Source organism: Nonomuraea zeae, from assembly GCF_005889725.1.
GTDB lineage: Bacteria > Actinomycetota > Actinomycetes > Streptosporangiales > Streptosporangiaceae > Nonomuraea > Nonomuraea zeae.
Map to the genome: position 1 here is coordinate 66,765 of NZ_VCKX01000009.1, position 18,382 is coordinate 85,146.

Genomic DNA, 18,382 nt, shown 5'->3' on the forward strand with positions numbered 1-18,382 from the left:
TCTCTTCCTGCGGTAAACCGGAGTGCGTCGCCAAGCGTCGGCATTGACGTGTCCAGGCGCGGATTGGTCCCATGAACTGGCGATCGATCGCGCCGCAACCAGTAAGAGCAGGAGAGAAACAGGAGATGCTCAAGCACCGCAGAGCGCTGGCATGGCTGCTGGCGCTCGCATGCATAGCGGGGGCGGCCGTGGCGCTGTTCGACATAGAGACGCCACTGCGCCCGTTCTTGATCTCTCTGTTCCTTCTGGTCGTGCCAGGGGCGGCAGTTGTGGGACTGTTGCGTGATCGTGATCCCCTTGCCGCACTATCAGTAGGAGCTGCGGCAAGCCTCGTACTGAACGTGCTCCTCGCCCAGGCCATGCTGCTGTTCAACGCGTGGTCTCCCAGGGCGGGTGTGGCGACGGTCGCCGTGCTCGGAGGGTTCATGTACGTGCTTCGCGTGTTGTACCGGGGGAAGAGCATGCAGACCGAACAGGGGGCCAGGGCAAGGTGAACATCCAGGTAGTTCGGCCGAGAGACCTCGGAGACTCCGAACGCGCACGCTGGCGAGAGCTGCAGAAGGCAGACCCCAGTCTGGACAACCCGTTCCTGTCGGTGGAATTCGCCGTCGCGATGGACCGCTTGCGCGATTACGTGAGGGTGGCGGTCATCTCCGACGGAAACGGCATCGCGGGATTCTTCCCGTACGAGCGGCACAGTTTCGGCATCGGGAAGCCGCTCGGCGGCTTCCTCACTACGTGTCACGGTTTGATCTCGATCCCCGAGCTTCAGCTGGACGCGAAGGCTCTGCTGCGGGCGTGCAAGCTCAGCGTGTTCGACTTCGACCACCTGGTGGCGGGGCAGCCGACGTTCGCGCCCTACGAGGCCGACGTCCGGCCGGCGCCGGTCATGGACTTCACCGCCGGGTACGAAGCCTGGATCGAGCAGGTCAAGTCCAACTCGCCGAAGAACCTCAAGACCGTCCGCTACAAGGAGCGCAAGCTCGGCCGGGAGCAGGGGGAGTTGCGCTTCGAGTGGGCTTCGGCCGATCCGGAGGTGCTGCGCACCCTGCTGGCGTGGAAGTCGGACCAGTATCGGAGAACTGGCCGCGTGGACAGGTTCGCCCAGCCGTGGATCGTCGAATTGACGGACATGATGCATGCCGAAAAGTCATCGGACTTCGCGGGCGTCCTCACCATGCTTTATGCCGGGGACGTACCGGTGGCTGGGCATTTCGGCCTCCGTACCGCCACCACGCTTGTAGGGTGGTTCCCCGCCTACGACACCGAGTTCGGCCGTTATTCGCCGGGCATCGTCCATCATCTGCAGATGGCCGAGGCCGCCGCGAAGGACGGTCTGCACATGGTTGACATGGGCAAGGGCGGCAAGGAGTACAAAGACTGGCTCAAGAGCGGGGTCCTGTACGTCGCCGAAGGCCGCATCTCACGACCCTCCGCCACGGCGGCGGTTCACTGGATGGGCCGAACTCCTTTCAACAAAGCCCGAACAATTGTCATGGATCGACCGTCTCTCTATAGAGCGGCTGACCGTGTCCTCAAGGGCTTCGGTCGGGTGCGCAGCTCGATGCAGCAGCAAGAGTCACCCAACTCAGTAGTCAAGGAACCAACGGGAGCACGCTGAGCGCGCTCTCACCCCCCGGCCACAGCACACCCTCACTCCACAGGACCCTTCGATGCACTGTTCACCGGCTTCGTCATTCCCGCAGCACCCGGGGGTGGCACCGGCCGGAGCGCGGAGCGGGGTCCCGGAAGGATTTCCCTCGCCATGAGTCCCGAGATAACCAAGCACAACGGCAAGCTCCAGGCCGCGCCCCTGCGATCCATGCCGCCACCGTCCAGCTTCACGCCCGTCACCCCGCACCTGGCCATTTCCCCGACGGTGAGCGTGGTCGTGCCGGCGATGAACGAGGCGGAGAACCTGCCGCACGTCTTCGCCACGTTGCCGCAGTGGGTCGACGAGATCGTGCTCGTCGACGGCAACTCCACTGACGACACCGTGGCGGTGGCCAGACGGCTGCGCCCGAATGTGAAGGTCGTGACGCAGACCGGCAAGGGCAAGGGCGACGCCCTGGCCGCCGGTTTCGCGGCGTGCACCAGCGACATCATCGTGATGATCGACGCCGACGGCTCGACCGACGGACGCGAGATCATCTCGTTCGTGGGCGCGCTGGTGACCGGTGCCGACTTCGTCAAGGGCACCCGTTACGCCCCCGGCGGCGGCAGCGACGACCTGACGCTCAACCGGCGGCTTGGCAACAAGGTCCTCACCGGGATCGTCAATGTCATGTATCGCACCCAGTACACCGACCTGTGCTACGGCTACAACGCCTTCTGGGCCCGCCACCTCGACGTACTCGACCTCGACTGCGACGGCTTCGAGGTGGAGACTTTGATGAACGTGCGTGCCGCCAAGGCCGGGTTGAAGGTGCACGAGGTGCCGAGTCACGAACGTAACCGCATTCACGGCGAGAGCAACCTTCGCGCCGTACGAGATGGCTTCCGTGTGCTCAAGACCATCCTGAAGGAGTGGCGTCGCCAGCCCTCTCCTGCACAGCCTGAGCCCACCGCCACTCCCGCCGCTGACCGAGGCGTCGCTTAAGAAGGATCGTTGTGAACACGTCTGTTGTCATCTGCGTCTACACCGAGGAGCGGTGGGAGGACATCAGGCAGGCAGTCGAGTCGGTCGAGAACCAGACGCGCCCGGCACACGAGCTGATCCTGGTGGTCGACTACAACCCGGAGCTGCACCTCAAGCTCAAGCGTGAATATCCACGGGCCATTGTGGTGGAGAACACGCACGAGCAGGGGCTGTCCGGGGGCAAGAACACCGGCGTGGCCACGGCCAACGGTGAGGTTGTCGCCTTTCTCGACGACGACGCGGTCGCCGACGCCGGGTGGCTGGAGGCTTTGGAGGAGGGCTTCCAGGAACCCGGCGTGGTGGGCGTCGGAGGTCGGACCGACCCCCTGTGGGCGTCCAAGCGCAGGCCGCGGTGGTTCCCGTACGAGTTCGACTGGACTGTCGGGTGCTCCTACCGCGGCATGCCCGCGGTCCGGGCGCCGATCCGCAACGTGATGGGCGGCAACGCCGCCTTCCTGCGCGAGGTCGTGTCCGACGTCGGCGGGTTCCACAGCGGCATCGGCCGCAGCGTGCAGGGACGCAAGTCGCGCCCGCTGGGGTGTGAGGAGACGGAGTTCTGCATCAGGCTGAGCCAGCGCAAGCCGGGCTCGGTCATGCTGTTCGAGCCGCGCGCGGTGATCGGGCACAAGGTGTCCAAGCAGCGCGAGGGCTTCGCCTACTTCCGGTCCAGGTGTTACGCGGAAGGGCTGTCGAAGGCCCTGGTGACGCAGGAGGTCGGCACGCAGGACGGGCTGGCCAGCGAGCGGGCGCACGCGATCAAGACGCTCCCGCTCGGCGCGCTGCGCGGGGTCGGCGAGGCCCTCCGGGGTGACGTCGGCGGGCTCGGCCGGGCCGCCGCGATCGTGATCGGGCTGGCCTGGACGACCTGGGGCTACGTGGTGGGTTCGGTACGTCTGAAGGTGAAGCGATCATGATCCGGGTCCCCATCCTCATGTACCACTCGGTCACCGACAGCCCGAACGACGAGACCAAGCCGCACTCGGTGCGGCCCTCGGACCTGGCCGAGCAGCTCGCCTATCTCTCCGAGAGCGGCTTCACGCCGCTCACGCTGGGCGACCTGGTGGCCTCGCTCAACAAGAACAACGGCCGCTCGGTGCCGGAGAAGCCGATCGTGGTCACGTTCGACGACGGCTACGCGGACTTCCACGGTCACGCGCTGCCGCTGCTCGAACGCTACAACTTCCCCGCCACGGTCTTCCTGACCAGCGGCTGGGTGGCCGACGCCGGCGCGGACGCCGCGGGCCGGCCGCTCGACGACATGCTGTCCTGGGGCCAGGCCCGCGAGGCCGCCCAGACCGGCATCGAGATCGGCGGCCACAGCCACAGCCACCCCCAGCTCGACCAGCTCCGGCTCGAAGAGCTCCGGCAGGAGCTGCGCAAGAACAAGGGCCTGCTGGAGGAGAAGATCGGTGCGCCGGTCGCCACCATGGCCTACCCCTATGGATACTCCAGCGCCCGCGTACGCCGCGAAGTGCGTAAGGCCGGCTATTTCGCCGCCTGCGCCGTGAGCAACACCATCGCCGCGGACCGGCACGACATGCTCGCCATCCCCCGGTTGACGGTCGGCAAGGGCACGACCATCAACATGTTCAAGCGCGCCGTCGAAGGCAACGCCGTACCCCTCATCTACCTGCGCGAGCGCATCCTCACCAAGGGGTACGCGGTCGTGCGCAGGACGAGGTACGGGTTGCAGCGGGTGCGCGGAAATGTCTAGCGTCTGGGCGAAGGTCCTTCGCGACCTGCGTAACCCGCTGTTCCGGCAGGGCTACGCGCTGATGGCGAACACCGTCGTCACCGGCGTGCTCGGCATGGGCTACTGGCTGCTGGCCGCCCACTACTACTCGCCCGAGGAGTTCGGGCGCGGCCAGGCGGTGATCACGGCGATGCGGCTGTTCGCGTCGCTGACCGCGCTGGGCTTCGTGGGCGCGCTGGCCCGCTTCCTGCCGCTGGCCGGGCGGCGCACGCCCGAGCTGATCCTGCGCGGGTACGGCCTGGCCGCCGCCACGGGCGGGGTCGCGGCCCTCGGGTTCCTGCTGACGCTGCCGATGTGGGGGAAGACGTACTCGGTGCTGGCCGGGTTCGGCCCCGGGCTGTTCTTCCTGGCTTCCGTGGTGGTGTGGGCGGTCTTCACGCTGCAGGACGTCGTGCTGACCGGGCTGCGCAGGGCCACGTTCGTACCCCTGAACAACCTGGTCTTCGGCCTGGTCAAGATGGGCCTGCTGGTCGCGATGGCGGGGGCGCTGCCCTCGGGCGGGATCTTCGTCTCCTGGGTCATCCCGACCGCGCTCGCGCTGATCCCGGTCAACTGGCTGATCTTCGGCGTGGTGGTGCCGAGGCACGTCAAGCAGACCGACGTCGTGGCCCAGCCGCCGCGCTTGCGCGAAATTGGAAGGTTCCTAGCTGGGGACTTCCCCGGGACGCTGTCGATCCTGGCGATCGTCTACCTGGTGCCCGTGGTGGTCGCCACGCAGGTGGGCGAGGCCACGTTCGGGCGCTTCTCGATGGCGCACACGCTGGCCAGCATGATCGAGCTGCTGGCCATGAACATGGCGGTGTCGCTGACCGTCGAGGGCTCTTTCGATCGTGCCAAACTGGCCCTGAACTGCCGGCGGGCGCTCCGGCGCGCCTTCATGATCGTGACTCCGATCATCGTGGTGGCGATCCTGGGGGCGCCGCTGATCCTGACCATCTTCGGGTCGGAGTTCGCCGACGAGGGCACGACCCTGCTGCGGCTGATGGCGCTGGCGGTGCTGCCCCGGGTGCTGATCGAGGTCTACCTGAGCGCCCTGCGGGCGCAGAGCAGGGCGCGGACGCTGGCGATCGTCCAGATCGGGCTCGCCGTGCTGGTGCTGGTGTCCACTGTGGGGCTCTTCCCCTTCGCCGGAGTCAACGCGGTGGGGTACGGACTGCTCTTCAGCGAGCTTCTGATGGCACTTTTGATCTTCGGAAATCTACGTAAAATTCTCAAGTTTGGCGATACTGGGACGCCGACTGTCACCCAGGGGTCGTCCGGGGCCGCATGATGGTCAACGTGAGGCAACGGGACGGCGATGGCAGGACGACGGGGACCTCGGGATCCTCGGATGTGCGCGGGGACAAGGAGGAGTCAGACGTGCCCTTCGATCCGGAAGCTACCGGGGTCATCCCGAAGCTGACGTTCGAGTCCTCTCCGGAGGACTCCGGCTCGTCTGAGGACTCGGCGACCCTTCCTGCGGCTTCCAAGGATGCCGCCTCGGCCGGGTCCTCCGAGAAGGAGGCCGGTCAGGCTTCTGACCAGGATGACGAGCCGAACGCTGACATGACCACGGCGTTCCGGCTGCCCAGCTCCGTACACATCGGGCATCCGCCCACGGTAGACGAGGCGGCGGACGCGTCCGCCGCCGGGACCGTGACCATGCCCGCCGCCGGGGGGAAAAAGGGCGCGGATACGCCTTCGCCGGCTTCGCGGGCGGGCTCGCCCGCCGAAGCCGGCCGGAAGAGCGGCGACGCCAAGTCCGGCGGCGGCACGCGGCCTTCTGGTGACGGCAAGGCCGCCGAGGGCGCGCAAGGTGCCGGTGGGCGTCAGCCGGACAGCGGGCCGCAGCGGGCCGCGTCGTCCGAGGCCGCGGGTACGAAGCCGACCCCCGTCGCGCCCAGGACGGCGCCGTCTCGGCCCGTCAAGGGGCCGACCGGCAGGGACGCGTTCGCCGACGCGTCGGCGGCCGGGACGCTGCCCGCCACCTCCCCAGCCGCGGGCACGCCCGCCACCGGGACCAAGCCCACCGACGGATCCTCAGCCGGAACGAAGCCCGCCGGTGGGTCGTCCTCCGGAGCGAAGCCCGCTGGAGCATCGACGGCGGGAACGAAGCCCGCCGGTGGACCTCCAGCAGCGACGAAGCCCGCCGCAGGGCCCTCCGCGGGAGCGGCGGCTGCCGGTCCGGCCAAGGGCGCCGGACCGCAGGAAGCCGGACCGCAGGAAGCCGGCGCGCAGAGACCCGGAGCGCAGGGGCGGCCCGGCGGGGCGGCGGGGCAGAGCGGGGCCGCACAGGCATCCGGCGCCTCCGCCCGCACACCGCAGCAGGCCCCCACCGCATCCGCGCAGCAAGCCACCACCGCATCCGCACAGCAGGCGCCCGGCGCATCTGCGCAGCAGGCCGCCGCTGCGTCGGCGCAGCAGCAGGCCGGTGCGTCCGCGCAAAAGGCGGCCGGTGCGTCCGTGCAGCAGGCGTTGCAGCAGGGGCCGCCGGCTCCGCCCGCTGGGCCGCAGCACGCGCCGGCCGGTTCTCCCCAGCAGGGGTTCTCCGGTGCCCCGCAGCAGGCTGCCCAGCAGGCCCCGCAACAGACCCAACAGCAGACCCAGCAACAGACCCAGCAACAGACCCAGCAACAGACCCAGCATCAGGCCCAGCAGCAAGCGCTGCAGCAGGCGCCGGCCAAGCCACGGCCCGGCGCCGGTGGCCGGGTCGGGGCGCTCATCGCGAGCGCGCCCAAGTGGCTGCCCGTGCTGCTGGTCCTTGAGGGCCTGCTCATGTACATCCTCGCCATCAAGGTGGCCCCCGGGCCGCTGCGAGGCGTGAACCCGGCCGACATCGACGGCCTCGGCCTGATCTCGGCCCTCCCGACCACCGCGTTCGTGGCCATCCTGATCATGATCGTGTCGTTCTTCGTCACGGTCGCCCAGAGCACCGACCGCAAGTTCCTGCTGCTGTTCCAGATCGCCGCGATCACGTTCGCCCTGCACGGCGCGGGCGCGCTCGTGGCGAGCGAGCCGCGCTTCCCCACCGCCTACATCCACGCCGGCTTCGTCGAGTTCATCGGCAGGACCGGCGAGACTGCCATCAGCATCGACGCCCGCATGGGCTGGCCGGGCTTCTTCGCGTTGTTCGCCTTCGTGACGAAGGCGGCCGGCATCAGCGACATGACGACGATCCTGCAGTGGACGCCGCTCCTGTCGAACCTGCTCTACCTGCTCCCGTTCGTGCTGATCCTGCGCCAGGTGGTGGCGACGACGCGGGCCCGGTGGTTCGCGGCGCTGCTGTTCGTGCTGGTGCAGTGGATCGGGCAGGACTACTTCTCGCCACAGGGCTTCACGTTCGCCCTCTATCTGGCGTTCGTGGCGATCCTGTTGCGCTGGTTCGGCCGGGTCGAGCCACGCACGAAGCCGGTCCCGCCCAAGGGCCTGCGCAAGCTGCTCGGGCGGCTGGACGCGATGACGCCGGGCGAGCTGGCCAACACCGGGACGTTCAGGGCCGACAAGCTGCTCATGCTGATGATGCTGCTGGCGCTGTTCTTCGCGGCGGTGGCCTCGCACCAGATCACGCCGTTCATGATGCTCGGCGTCGTCACGGCGTTCCTGATCTTCAAGCGGACCACGCTGACCTGGGCGCTGCCGTTCTTCCTGGGCCTGGTGGTGCTGGCCTGGATCAGCTATCTGACCGTCGGCTTCTGGTCCAGCCAGATCGACGCGATCTTCGGCGGCCTGGGCAACATCTTCGCGAACATCGGCGGCAGCACCGGCGACCGGATCGAGGGCAGCGACCCCGCGCACGCGATGGTGCTGCAGGCGCGCCTCGGCATCCTCGTGGTGATCCTCAGCCTGGCGGCCACCGGCCTGTTCCGGCGGCTGCGGCGCGGGGTGTTCGACCGCTCGGCGCTGATCCTGCTCTGCGTGCCGGTGCTGGCGCTGGGGTTGCAGAGCTACGGCGGCGAGATCGGGCTGCGGATCTACATGTTCGCGCTGCCCGGCTCCTGCCTGCTGGCCGCGTACGCGTTCTTCCCGAACCTGCCGGCCGACAGCGCGGACGTGCGCGAGGAGACCGTGCCGCTGCGCAAGCGGAACGTGCGCTTCAACCCTGAGCTGACCAAGAAGCTCTCGGTCGTGCTCGCCGCGTGCTTCGCGGTGCTGTTCGCGTTCGCCTTCCTGCTGGCCAGGTACGGCAACGAGAAGTTCGAGCGGGTCACCACGGGCGAGGTGGCCGCCATGCACTACATCTACGAGCACGACAAGCCCAGCGCCAAGGTGCTCTATCTGGTGCCCAAGGTGGGGCCGGAGGTCACGCCGACCATGCCCTGGGGCGAGCGGGACGTCGAGCTGGTCAACTTCGGCGTGCAGGCCCTGGTGCACAAGGACCCGACGAAGGTCGACGACGCGATCAAGATGCTGAAGGAGCAGCCGCGTAACTCGTACCTGATGGTGAGCCGCGGCCAGATCAGCTACCTGCAGCTCAACGAGGGGTACGCGGAGGACTGGGGGCCGAAGTTCCGCGCCGCGCTGGACGCCTCACCCGATCTGAAGCGGGTGTTCTCCAACGACGACGCGGCGCTCTACACCCGGAAGTCCTTCGTCAGGGGCACCGAGATCCCCGAGCCGAACCCGTACAAGGGACGCGGCGACCCCACCTCGCCCTGGACGCCGGTGGGCATCGGGGCGCTGGGTGTGACATGGGTCGCGCTCTTCGGCTACGAGATCATCCGGCTGAACGGCCCGAACCGGGCGCGGAAGACCCGCAAGCGCCTGTTGTTCCTGGCCGTCCCGGCATTCGTGGTGGCACTCGCGGTGATCATCGAACGATTCATTTACATCGCACAAAATAACTAAAATTCACAGGAAACCCACAGGAAGTACGGGATGATGCTCTCCGATGAGGACACAGGAGACACTTCCCGTCACGCCGAGCACTCGACTCGCGGCCGCGCGGATCGCATCCGTCGATGCGTTACGCGGCTTCTCGCTGCTCGGCATCCTCGTCGTGAACATCGCCTTCCTGGCCTCCGGTTACCGGATGGCCGGGCTGGCCGAGCCGGCGTTCGACTCCTCACTCGACTGGGTCGTGCGCTGGCTCGTGACGCTGTTCATGGAGAACAAGTTCTACCTGCTGTTCTCCTTCCTGTTCGGCTACAGCTTCACGCTCCAGGTCGACTCGGCCAAGCGTCAGGGGCGGCCGTTCGTGCCGATGTTCCTGCGGCGGCTGGCGGGGCTTTTCCTGCTCGGGCTGGCGCACGCCGTCCTGCTGTTCCCCGGGGACATCCTGACGACGTACGCGGCGGTGGGGCTGGCGCTGCTGATCCTGCGCAGGATCGGGCCCAGGACGGCGGTGGTGCTGGCCGTCCTGCTGACCCTGCTGCTGGCGCTCGGGTTCGTGCTGCTGGCGCTGCTGGCGATGGCCGGACTGGACACGACGGGCACGGTGACGGACGGGGCCGCGGAGGCCGCCAGGTCCGACACGGCGCTGGGCGGGGTCTTCTGGCAGATCGTCGGCGAGCACGTCAGGAAGCTGTCGCTGATCATCGTGACGCGCGTGTTCTTCCAGGGGCCCGCGGTCCTGGCCGCCTGCCTGATCGGGATGGCGGTCGGCAAGCTCGGCGCCCTGCGTGACCTGTCGGCCCACACGGGCACGCTGCGCAGGCTGCAGTGGACGGGGTTCACGGTCGGGCTGGCCGGCGCGTTCTTCTACACGCTGTCGGCCTGGCACGGGACGGTGCACAAGTTCTGGGGCGAGGCGGTGGACCTGGTGACCGCTCCGCTGCTGGCGGCGGCGTACGCGGCCACGTTCCTGCGGGTGCTGCCGTACATGCCGCGCATCGCCCGCGCGCTGGCCGCGCCGGGCCGGATGGCGCTGTCGAACTACCTGGCGCAGTCGCTGATCTGCTCCCTGATCTTCACCGGGTACGGGATGGCGCTCATCGACCGGGTGAGCCCGCCGCTGGAGGTGGCGATCGGAGCCGGCATCTTCGTCGCCCAGGTCCTCTACAGCCACCGGTGGCTCAAGAGGCACCGCTACGGGCCCGTGGAGTGGCTCCTGCGCTTCCTCACGTACTGGCGCAGGCCGGGACAGCCGTCGCGCTGAGGCGGGCGCAGGAGCGGCGTCAGGCGGTGCCGCGCCCCGACCACTTGATCTCGTACGGGGCCAGCGTCACCTGCTTGCCGTCCACCGTCGCCGTCACGGCCGCGTCCGAGGTGTTCACCATGACGACCTGGCGCTCCTGGGCCAGCGCCAGGACCTTCGGGTCCGACGACTTGGCCGCCTGCGCCCGCACCCCGGCGGGGAACCACTTCGTGAAGCCGCTCAGCAGGCCGGCCATCGGCTGCTCACCGCCCACCTTCGGGGACCACAGGCAGCCGCCGCACTCCCCCGCGTCCTTCTGCTGGGGGTTCCAGTAGAGAGCCGTCGTCACGCCGCTCTTGGCGAACTCCATCAGCGCCGCCGCCTGCACGGCCGTCCGCTTCTCCTCGGTCCAGTCCGAGTTCTCCGGCTCGACGTACCACTCGGCCCACCACACCGGCAGGTCGTCGCTCTTCTGCCGCAGCCACGTCGTGATCGCGCCGAACTTCGCCTGGGCGGCGAAGTCGCTGGGCACGTTGCCCTTGTCGTTCGTCATGGACGCACCGTCCACCACGATGAAGTCGGCGCCCTTCTTGTGCTCGATCCAGTACTGGATCGCGTCCAGCGCCCGCTGGTCGACCGTGCCCCACGGGCCGCTGAGCTCCGACGGCCCGCCGCGCGCGTTGCTCTCGATCGGGATGTACGGGCCTCCGACCTTGATGTCCTTGTTGACCTTCTTCAAGGCCGTGTAGACCTTGTTGTACATCTCCGTGTACGCCTCGGCGTCCCACCGGTTGGTGGACGGGTCCCAGAAGCCCTTGAACTCGTTCCACACCAGGTAGTGCTTGACCGTCGGATACTGCCTGGCCACCCGGCTCGCCAGCTTCGCGTAGTCGTCGAAGTGCTCCCGCTTCGGCGCGACCGTGTGGTTCTTGCTCCAGTCCGTCCGACCGGCCTGCCCGCCCTTCATCCAGTCGGGCGCGCAGCACAGCGTGATGACCGGCACCGCCCGCGATGACGCCATGAACTGCAGCCGCCGGTCCAGGTCACGGAAGTTGTACTGGCCGGGGCTCGGCTCGGGGTTGCCCACGCCCCAGCCCATGATGTGCTGGTTCTGCAGCATCGGCACCCGGCCGAGGACGCCCCTGGCCTGCTCGACCACGTCCTGCGGCTCGTTGTCCGCGCTGTACTGCGTGTGGGTGATGCCCCAGCGCGGCCAGTTCGCCAGCGCGGGCGGGTCCTCCAGCTTGGGGGCGGGCTCGGTGGGCACCACCGTGGCCACGTCGGCGCCCTTGAACTCACTGCGCGACTTCGTTCGGAGAGCGGCGTAGACCATGATGCCGGCCACGAGCACGACCGCGAGAATCCCTGCTCCCAGTGCGATCGGCCATGGTGATCGCCGGCGCGCGTGTCGGCCATCGGACGGAATCACTGGACGCTCCTCGTCTCCCGAACGAATGAAGGGCTGGGCATAGCCCAGCCCTCAACACGCTAATCGTCCCACTTGCAAGCGACTTGCGGTTAATCTGCACCTGGCGGCCGCTGGCCCCCGGCGGGGCCGGGCACCCCGGAATAACGGTAGGGCACCGGCTGCCTGCCAGGTTGCACGATCAGCAGGGTGCCTGGAGTGTCCGCATAGAAGGCGGATTCGACGGCGGCGGCCACGTCCCCGGCCGCGAGCAGCGGGAATCCGGCGTTGACGAACATCTCCCGCGCCTCCGCCACCAGCGGCGTATCGGTGAAGCCCGGGCAGACCGCGCTGATGCGGATGTTCTGGGCGGCGAGCGGCTCGGCCAGCGCCCTGACCAGGCCGACGACCGCGTGCTTGGTCATGGTGTAGATCGGGTCGCCGGCGAACGCGACGAGCCCGGCCAGCGACGCGGTGGCCACGATGGCGCCGCCGCCGGAGCGCGCGAGCAGCGGGACGCTGGCCTGGACGCCGAAGACGACGCCGTCCACGTTCACCCCGACCACCTTGCGATAGCGCGCCAGGTCGAACTCGGCGAAGTCCACCCGCCCGGTGATCCCGGCGTTGAGGTGGACCAGGTCAAGCCGCCCATAACGGCTCTCGGCCAGCGCGACCGCCTCCTGCGAGGCCTCCTCGCTGGAGACGTCGGCGGCCAGCCACGCGCCGTCCACCTCCTTGGCGAGCCGCTCGACGCCTTCGCCGTCAAGGTCGACGAGGACGCACCTGACGCCCCGTGACGACAGGCGCCGCGCCACGGCGGCGCCGATGCCGCTCGCCGCTCCGGTGATCAGTGCAACTGTGCTCATGACGCTCCTTGCGGGGGGGGTTAAGGGCGGCTTCCTGCGAGGCGGGCTCGGTACGTACGGTCAGGGCTGATCGAGCATGCGATGCGCGCGGGAGATCAGCGTGGGCACGGCGGAGCCGATGCGGTCGAATCCCTCCCCAACGGTCTTACCTTGCCGGAAGCGAGCATGAATACCCTCCACGATGACCGCGAGTTTGAAGTTGCCGAAGGCGACGTAGAACCCGAGATCCGAAATTTCGCGGCCCGACACCTTGGTGTAGTGCCCGGCGAACTCGGCGGCGTTCATGAACCCGGGCGCGACCGTCACGTCCCCCGCCACCGGGATCCCGGCCCGCTCCTCGTCCCCCCGGTCGTGCCAGTACGTCAGCGTCAGGCCCAGGTCCGCCAGCGGATCCCCGAGCGTAGACATCTCCCAGTCCACGACCGCCTGGATCTCCAGGTCCCCGAGCGTGACCAGGGTGTTGTCGAGCCGGTAGTCGCCGTGCACCAGCGTGCTGGCCGACTCGGCGGGCAGCCGCTCGCGCAGCCGCTCCACCAGCCGGTAGTAGTCGGGCAGGTCGGCCGTCTTCGACCGCTCCCACTGCTGGCCCCACCGGTCGAGCTGCCTGGCCAGGTACCCCTCGGGCCGCCCGAAGTCCCCCAGCCCCACCTCGCGGTAGTCCACGGCGTGGATGGCGGCCAGCACCTCGGCCAGCCGCTCCGACAGCCGCCGCGTCCGCTCCGCCGCCGGCTCCCCCAGCTCGGCGCGGGTGCGCACGGCGGCGCCCGCCACGTACCCCATGAGATAGAACGGCGCCCCGATCACGTCCTCGTCGGCGCAGAACGCGACGGGCTCGGGCACCGGCACCGGCGTCGGCGCCAGGGCGGAGATGACCCGCCACTCGCGCCTCATGTCGTGGGCGGTGGGCAGCACGTGACCGAGCGGGGGGCGGCGCAGCACCAGGCGGCGTTCGCGCGCCTCGATCAGATAGGTCAGGTTCGACCGGCCACCCGAGATCAATGACACGGACAGCGGCTCGCCGGCGTCGGGCACGTTCCGGCCCATCCACGCGACCAGGCGGGGGTGGTCAATGCCAGGTACGGTCATGGACACACATTAGAACGTCACTCGGTCCTGAAAGCCAGCTGGCAGTTCTGTAACGTTCCGGACCTGCGTAGATAAGCATCAGACGAGATCCTTTACCCTGGCAGTACACACGACTGCTCAGATGCTGAACAGTGGTGTTTCCCGACAGTAGGAGCCCATGCACGTCACCCTTGCCCACCCTCGCGAGCTGGGACCAGACGAACTGAGCCGATGGCGGGCTCTGCAGGAGTCGGACGCCGCCTTCGACAATCCTTTCCTGTCCCCCGAGTTCACGATCACGGTTGGCGAGTTGCGCGACCTCGTCCGGGTGGCCGTGCTCTACGACGGCCAGGACATCGCCGGCTTCTTCCCCTTCGAACGGCATCCGATGGGCATCGGCAAGCCGGTCGCCGCGGGCCTCACCGACGCGCAGGGCCTGATCCACGCCAAGGACCTCGACGTCGATCCCGCCAAGCTGCTCAAGAGCTGCGGGCTGTCGGTCTACGAGTTCGACCACCTCGTGTCGGGCCAGCCGCTGCTGGACGAGCGGCACGAGCGGCATCCCTCGCCGATCATCGATCTGCGCGACGGCTACGGCCGCTACACCGCCTCCCTCAGGGAGCACTCCGGCAAGACGTACAAGTCCACCCTGGCCAAGGGGCGCAAGCTCCAGCGCGAGGCGGGGACGCTGCGCCACGACTACGCCACCACCGACCTGGCGCCGTTGCGCACGCTGCTCGGCTGGAAGACCGACCAGTACCGCCGCACGGGACGCACCGACAGGTTCTCGCACCAGTGGATCGTGGAGCTGGTCGAGCGGCTGCTGGCCACCCAGTCGGAGAGCTTCGCCGGCGTGCTCGACATGATCTACGTGGACGACGAGCCGGTGGCCGGGCACTTCGGGCTGCGCACGCGCACGACGCTGGCCGGCTGGTTCCCCGCCTACGACACCCGGTTCGCGAAATACTCCCCCGGGCTGATCCACCACCTCGCGATGGCCGAGCGGGCCGCCGAATCCGGGATCCAGGTGATCGACATGGGCCGGGGCCAGAAGGAGTACAAGGACAAGCTCAAGAACGGCGAGCTCGAGGTGGCCGAGGGCCGCGTGGCCAGGGTGGGGCCGGCGGCGGGAGTCCACTGGATGATGCGGGTGCCGGTGCGCAAGACGCGCGCGACCGTGATGGCCAATCCCTTCCTGCTGAAAACCGCTGACAAGGCATTGAAAACCTATGGGCGGCTCCGTACTGTCCTACAAGGGTGAAGCTCATCGCACAGCGCACAGGCCGTCACTGTCTGTCGCTCCCGTCCAACCGCCTCGGCCTGTACCTGGCATTACGCCACTGGTGCGTCCCGGGCCAGCGGATCCTCATGTCGCCCATCTCGGCGGACGAGATCCTCTTCCTGGTGCTCGCGGCCGGCCTGCGCCCGGTCATCGCGCCGCTCTCCCCCCGTGACGGCAACATCGACGCCTCCCGGGCCGATCTCGGCACGGTGGACGCCGTCCTGACGACCAACCTGTACGGACTCCCCGACCAGGTGGGCGCCTTCACCGGGAAGATCCTGATCGAGGACGTGGCCCACGCCATGGAGACCAGCGTCGGAGGCCGGCCGCTGGGCACGTTCGGCCAGGCGGGGGTCTTCAGCCTCTCCAAGCACCCGGGAGCGGGCTCGGGCGGCGTGCTGGCCGTGGCGGACGAGTCGGACCTGCGCGCGCTCGAACACGCCCGCGACGCCCTGCTGGCCCCCGGCTCGCTGCGGTCCGACCTGCTCGGCGTGGCCACCTCGATGGCCCGGCAGGCGGCGCTCAAGCTCGGCCTGGTCCGCCCGGCGCTCGCCCTCATGCGCGCGCTCGGCCTCCAGGAGCAGCGCGAGGGCTACCGGATCGCGCTCGACCCCGACGGGCTGGAGCTGGCGCTCAAGCAGGTGCCCGCGCTGCCGCCGTTCGACCCCTGGGTCCGCGCCGACCTGCACGACTATCGCGCGCGCCGCGGCGCGGTGGCCCGCTGGTACCACTCCAGGCGCCTGGCCAAGGTCCCCGCCGACCGGGCCCGCCGGCTCGCGGGCGTCCGGCGGCTGGCCGAGCTGCCCACGGTCGCCCCCGCCGTCCGCGACGACCTCACCCGGCCGCTGTTCCGCGTGCCGCTGCTGGTGCGCGACAGGGACGCGGCCATCGCCGAGCTGGAGCGGCACGGGGTGGCGACCGGCTACCTGTACGACCCGCCGTACGACGACTACGCCCCCGCCTTCACCGAGGCGTCCCCCGATCCGGCGCCCGCGCGCTGGTGGGCCCGGCACGTGCTGCCGGTCGACCCGGTGCACGCCGCCCGCTCCCTGCCGGTGCTGCGCCGGCTGGAGCCCCCTACGCAGGGTCCGACCTGACCAGCCGCAGGAACGCCTTCAGCCCCGTGATGACCTCCTGGTTGTCGCCCAGCCCGTCCACCGTCTCGTCGAAGCGGCGGGCCATGAGCGTCATCCTGCGCCCGAGGTCGTGGTCGGCCGACTCCAGCCGCCCCGTGGCCGCCGCCAGGCCGGCCGCGACCTCCTCGACGTCCCTGCGGAGCCGTTCCGTCGTGGTCTCCAGCGCGAGCACCTGCTCGCGCAGGGCGATCACGTCCACGCGCGGGTAGCGGATCTCCTCCCCCAGCGTCCTGACCCGGTCGCGCAGGTGCGCGGTGTAGGCCCCGACCGGGCGGAAGCAGGTCGCCAGCAGGTAGAACGCGGAGAAGTAGTAGCCGATCCGCGCCCCGGAGAAGTACGTGACGACCGCGATCACCGCGGCCGAGACGACATGGCCGGAGATCGCCAGCACGAGCATGCGGCGGGCGATGCTCCTGGCCTCGTCCTCGCGGCGCCGGGTCACCTCGATGCCGACCTCCCTGGACACCTCGATCTCGTGGACGACGTGGCGGGCGGCGAAGCACAGGTTCCAGGGGACGGTCAGCAGGACGATCAGCCAGAGCAGGGCGATCGCGCCGGCGCCCAGCGACAGGAGCGTGGACAGGGGGACGCCGGCGTAGAGGATCAGCCAGGAGGTCAGCAGCGTGACGAGCAGGCATGCGAGAAGGAGCCACCATTTCATGCGTCTCAGCCTGCGGTGCCCGCGCGGCCGGGCGCGAGAGTCCGGCTACTCAGTTCTTCCCTGAGCACCCGGGATCAGCTCCGCTCTTCCCAGAGCACCCGGGATCAGGTCCGCCAGGATGCGGCAGCCGCGCCTGACGTCGGCGAGCGAGGCGGAGCCGTAGCCGATCACCAGGCCGTGCAGACGGCCGCGGGCGTGGTGGTGGCGCTCGGTGGAGTCGAGCAGGACGCCGCGCTCGCCGGCCCGCGCGACCACGGTGGGCACCGCGTCCGCCGGGAGCTCCGCCAGGACGTGCAGCCCGGCCGTGTCGCCCCGCAGCCGGCACACGGGCCCGAGCAGCTCGACGACCGCGGCGCGGCGGCGCGCGTATTCCAGCCGCATCCTGCGCAGGTGCCGGTCGAGGTCGCCGCGCTCCAGCAGGGTCGCCACGGCCTGCTGGACGGGGCCGCTGGTGCGGTCGGCGACCGCGCTGCGCAGCCGGGCGATCCTGTCGACCAGCGCCGGCTCGCCGACCAGCCAGCCGACGCCCACGTCGGGCGCGAGGATCTTGGACAGCGTGCCGAGCAGCACCACCCGGGAGGGGTCGAGGCCGTAGAGGGCGGGCAGCGGCGCGACGTCGTAGCGGAACTCGCCGTCGTAGTCGTCCTCCACGATCGTCGCGCCCGTGCTCCTGGCCCAGGCCAGCAGCCGCTCCCTGCGCGGGATCGGCAGCCGGCCGCCCAGCGGATATTGGTGCGCGGGCGTCGTGTAAAGAACCCCCAGGTCGCGCGGGAGCCCGTCGACGATCACGCCGTCCTCGTCCACCGGGCACGGCACGACCTCGGCGCCCCTGGCCGCGAACACGGTGCGGGCCACGTGGTAGCCGGGCTCCTCGACGCCGGCCCTGGTGCCCGCGCCGAGCAGGGCCAGCGCGCACAGGTCGAGCCCGTTGCCGGTGCCCCTGGTGACCAGGATGTTCTCCGGGCCGACGGCCATGCCCCTGGCCCGCCTGAGGTGGTCGGCGAGCAGCTCCCTGAGGTGCGGCAACCCGTACGGGTCGGGCTCGGCCCCTGGCGGCAGGTCGGCGGCCTTGCGCCAGGCCCGCTTCCACGCCGCCCGGTCGTAGTCGCGCACCCACGGCCGGCCGGAGGTCAGGTCGATCCAGCTCACGGGAGGCGGCGGCGGGGCGGGCACGTACGGGCTCTCCCTGGGCGGCGTGGTCAGCTCCATGTCGGCCACGAACGTGCCGGACCCGTGCCGCCCGTCCAGCCACCCTTCCGCGTAGAGCTGCTGGTAGGCCTCCGTGACCACGGTCCTGCTCACCGCGAGCTGGGCCGCCAGGGCCCGGGTGGACGGCAGCCGCTCGCCGGGGGCCAGCGTGCCGGCCAGCATGGCGCGGCGCAGCCAGGCCGCGAGCTGGGCGGTGAGCGGGGTCTCCGACTCCCGTGACAGGGAAACCGGCAGGTCAACATGGGTGCGCATAAAAGTGGTCTCTAGAAAGGGCTCGATAGTGGCCCTACAGAATAGGTCCACTTCGTCATTACC

16 protein-coding genes are annotated in these 18,382 nt (G+C 69.5%); 10 read left to right on the plus strand and 6 right to left on the minus strand.

The window, feature by feature from the left end; translation table 11 throughout:
• Window positions 1-125: 125 nt before the first annotated feature.
• The 6 genes from ETD85_RS04875 (at window position 126) to ETD85_RS04900 (ending at window position 5,661) form a co-directional block, all read left to right on the plus strand.
• Complete coding sequence (locus ETD85_RS04875) at window positions 126-494, plus strand: hypothetical protein (RefSeq protein ID WP_138688377.1); 369 nt, start codon at window positions 126-128, stop codon at window positions 492-494.
• A complete protein-coding gene (locus tag ETD85_RS04880; RefSeq protein WP_138688378.1) occupies window positions 491-1,621 on the plus strand; it encodes a GNAT family N-acetyltransferase in 1,131 nt (376 codons plus the stop codon). The genes ETD85_RS04875 and ETD85_RS04880 overlap by 4 nt, the downstream gene beginning before the upstream one ends.
• A gap of 144 nt (window positions 1,622-1,765) precedes the next feature.
• A complete protein-coding gene (locus tag ETD85_RS04885; RefSeq protein ID WP_138688379.1) occupies window positions 1,766-2,599 on the plus strand; it encodes a glycosyltransferase family 2 protein in 834 nt (277 codons plus the stop codon).
• An 11-nt stretch (window positions 2,600-2,610) separates the two neighbouring features.
• Window positions 2,611-3,552 (plus strand): glycosyltransferase family 2 protein, encoded by a 942-nt coding sequence (locus ETD85_RS04890; RefSeq protein ID WP_138688380.1) that lies wholly within the window; start codon window positions 2,611-2,613, stop codon window positions 3,550-3,552.
• Window positions 3,549-4,352 carry a polysaccharide deacetylase family protein gene (locus ETD85_RS04895; protein ID WP_138688381.1) on the plus strand — a complete coding sequence of 268 codons (804 nt, stop codon included), beginning with the start codon at window positions 3,549-3,551 and terminating at the stop codon, window positions 4,350-4,352. Before ETD85_RS04890 ends, ETD85_RS04895 begins: the two co-directional genes overlap by 4 nt.
• Window positions 4,345-5,661, plus strand: a complete 1,317-nt coding sequence (locus ETD85_RS04900; RefSeq protein ID WP_138688382.1) for a lipopolysaccharide biosynthesis protein — start codon at window positions 4,345-4,347, stop codon at window positions 5,659-5,661. Before ETD85_RS04895 ends, ETD85_RS04900 begins: the two co-directional genes overlap by 8 nt.
• Window positions 5,662-6,199: 538 nt before the next feature.
• On the opposite strand, the gene ETD85_RS04905 is transcribed toward ETD85_RS04900, so the two are convergent.
• The gene (locus ETD85_RS04905; RefSeq protein ID WP_138688383.1) at window positions 6,200-6,400 is read right to left on the minus strand and encodes a hypothetical protein; all 201 of its coding nucleotides are present in this window, start codon (window positions 6,398-6,400) and stop codon (window positions 6,200-6,202) included.
• A 433-nt stretch (window positions 6,401-6,833) separates the two neighbouring features.
• Here ETD85_RS04905 and ETD85_RS04910 point away from each other — a divergent pair, with 433 nt between their 5' ends.
• Complete coding sequence (locus ETD85_RS04910; RefSeq protein ID WP_138688384.1) at window positions 6,834-9,215, plus strand: hypothetical protein; 2,382 nt, start codon at window positions 6,834-6,836, stop codon at window positions 9,213-9,215.
• Window positions 9,216-9,258: 43 nt separating this feature from the next.
• A complete protein-coding gene (locus ETD85_RS04915; RefSeq protein ID WP_138688385.1) occupies window positions 9,259-10,464 on the plus strand; it encodes a DUF418 domain-containing protein in 1,206 nt (401 codons plus the stop codon).
• 19 nt (window positions 10,465-10,483) lie between these two features.
• Here the strand turns inward: ETD85_RS04915 and ETD85_RS04920 are convergent, their stop codons facing one another.
• The 3 genes from ETD85_RS04920 to ETD85_RS04930 form a co-directional block, all read right to left on the minus strand.
• Window positions 10,484-11,794: a GH39 family glycosyl hydrolase gene (locus ETD85_RS04920; RefSeq protein ID WP_240778964.1), complete on the minus strand. Its 1,311-nt coding sequence runs from the start codon at window positions 11,792-11,794 to the stop codon at window positions 10,484-10,486.
• A gap of 167 nt (window positions 11,795-11,961) precedes the next feature.
• Window positions 11,962-12,714: an SDR family oxidoreductase gene (locus ETD85_RS04925; protein WP_138688387.1), complete on the minus strand. Its 753-nt coding sequence runs from the start codon at window positions 12,712-12,714 to the stop codon at window positions 11,962-11,964.
• A 60-nt stretch (window positions 12,715-12,774) separates the two neighbouring features.
• Window positions 12,775-13,800 (minus strand): phosphotransferase family protein, encoded by a 1,026-nt coding sequence (locus ETD85_RS04930; RefSeq protein WP_138688388.1) that lies wholly within the window; start codon window positions 13,798-13,800, stop codon window positions 12,775-12,777.
• A gap of 157 nt (window positions 13,801-13,957) precedes the next feature.
• Between ETD85_RS04930 and ETD85_RS04935 the strand changes: the two genes are divergently transcribed.
• Both ETD85_RS04935 and ETD85_RS04940 read left to right on the plus strand, forming a co-directional pair.
• The gene (locus ETD85_RS04935; protein WP_170246501.1) at window positions 13,958-15,040 is read left to right on the plus strand and encodes a GNAT family N-acetyltransferase; all 1,083 of its coding nucleotides are present in this window, start codon (window positions 13,958-13,960) and stop codon (window positions 15,038-15,040) included.
• A complete protein-coding gene (locus ETD85_RS04940) occupies window positions 15,037-16,158 on the plus strand; it encodes a DegT/DnrJ/EryC1/StrS family aminotransferase (RefSeq protein ID WP_206058076.1) in 1,122 nt (373 codons plus the stop codon). Before ETD85_RS04935 ends, ETD85_RS04940 begins: the two co-directional genes overlap by 4 nt.
• Here the strand turns inward: ETD85_RS04940 and ETD85_RS04945 are convergent.
• On the minus strand, window positions 16,139-16,858 hold the full coding sequence (locus ETD85_RS04945; protein ID WP_138688389.1) for a hypothetical protein: 720 nt from the start codon (window positions 16,856-16,858) through the stop codon (window positions 16,139-16,141). The two genes, ETD85_RS04940 and ETD85_RS04945, sit on opposite strands and share 20 nt — an antisense overlap.
• Window positions 16,859-16,903: 45 nt before the next feature.
• On the minus strand, window positions 16,904-18,319 hold the full coding sequence (gene pdxR / locus ETD85_RS04950; RefSeq protein WP_138688390.1) for a MocR-like pyridoxine biosynthesis transcription factor PdxR: 1,416 nt from the start codon (window positions 18,317-18,319) through the stop codon (window positions 16,904-16,906).
• Between the last annotated feature and the right edge of the window lie 63 nt (window positions 18,320-18,382).

What these genes read in the sequence shown, in the direction of transcription:
- ETD85_RS04875 (WP_138688377.1), top strand. Translation starts at nt 126, where the DNA reads ATGCTCAAGCACCGCAGAGCGCTGGCATGGCTGCTGGCGCTCGCATGC.
- ETD85_RS04885 (WP_138688379.1), top strand. Translation starts at nt 1,766, where the DNA reads ATGAGTCCCGAGATAACCAAGCACAACGGCAAGCTCCAGGCCGCGCCC.
- ETD85_RS04895 (WP_138688381.1), top strand. Translation starts at nt 3,549, where the DNA reads ATGATCCGGGTCCCCATCCTCATGTACCACTCGGTCACCGACAGCCCG.
- ETD85_RS04900 (WP_138688382.1), top strand. Translation starts at nt 4,345, where the DNA reads ATGTCTAGCGTCTGGGCGAAGGTCCTTCGCGACCTGCGTAACCCGCTG.
- ETD85_RS04915 (WP_138688385.1), top strand. Translation starts at nt 9,259, where the DNA reads ATGAGGACACAGGAGACACTTCCCGTCACGCCGAGCACTCGACTCGCG.
- ETD85_RS04925 (WP_138688387.1), bottom strand. Translation starts at nt 12,714, where the DNA reads ATGAGCACAGTTGCACTGATCACCGGAGCGGCGAGCGGCATCGGCGCC.
- ETD85_RS04930 (WP_138688388.1), bottom strand. Translation starts at nt 13,800, where the DNA reads ATGACCGTACCTGGCATTGACCACCCCCGCCTGGTCGCGTGGATGGGC.
- ETD85_RS04935 (WP_170246501.1), top strand. Translation starts at nt 13,958, where the DNA reads ATGCACGTCACCCTTGCCCACCCTCGCGAGCTGGGACCAGACGAACTG.
- ETD85_RS04945 (WP_138688389.1), bottom strand. Translation starts at nt 16,858, where the DNA reads ATGAAATGGTGGCTCCTTCTCGCATGCCTGCTCGTCACGCTGCTGACC.
- pdxR (WP_138688390.1), bottom strand. Translation starts at nt 18,319, where the DNA reads ATGCGCACCCATGTTGACCTGCCGGTTTCCCTGTCACGGGAGTCGGAG.